The organism is Flavobacterium sp. UBA4854, from assembly GCF_002399805.1.
GTDB lineage: Bacteria > Bacteroidota > Bacteroidia > Flavobacteriales > Flavobacteriaceae > Flavobacterium > Flavobacterium ginsengisoli.
The window spans coordinates 17,880-18,178 of sequence record NZ_DHEI01000163.1 but is presented as its reverse complement, the minus strand read 5'-3'; the positions used below and the strand labels follow the sequence as shown (position 1 = coordinate 18,178).

Below are 299 nucleotides of genomic sequence, written 5' to 3'. Positions count from 1 at the left end.
TCTGCAGCAAGTTTCGCTTGAAGAGCTTCTGCATCAGCTTTTGCTTTTGCATCTGCCGCTAATTTTGCTTGACGAGTTTGTTCTTCTGCTCTAGCTTTTTCTTCAGCAACTTGTTGTGCTTTTAATGCCTCTGCATCGGCTTTTGCTTTTGCATCTGCTGCCAATTTCGCTTGACGTGCATCTTCCTCTTCTTGTAATTTTTTAGCTTCTGCTTCTGCCTTCGCTTTGGCTGTTGCTTCTGCATCGGCTTTTACTTTTGCATCAGCTAATAATTTTGCTTGAAGAGCTTCCATATCTGC

The 299-nt window shown here is 42.8% G+C and carries 1 pseudogene; it reads right to left on the bottom strand.

The window, feature by feature from the left end:
• Positions 1 to 299, bottom strand: a pseudogene (locus B3J44_RS23920) (hypothetical protein); the annotation flags it as partial.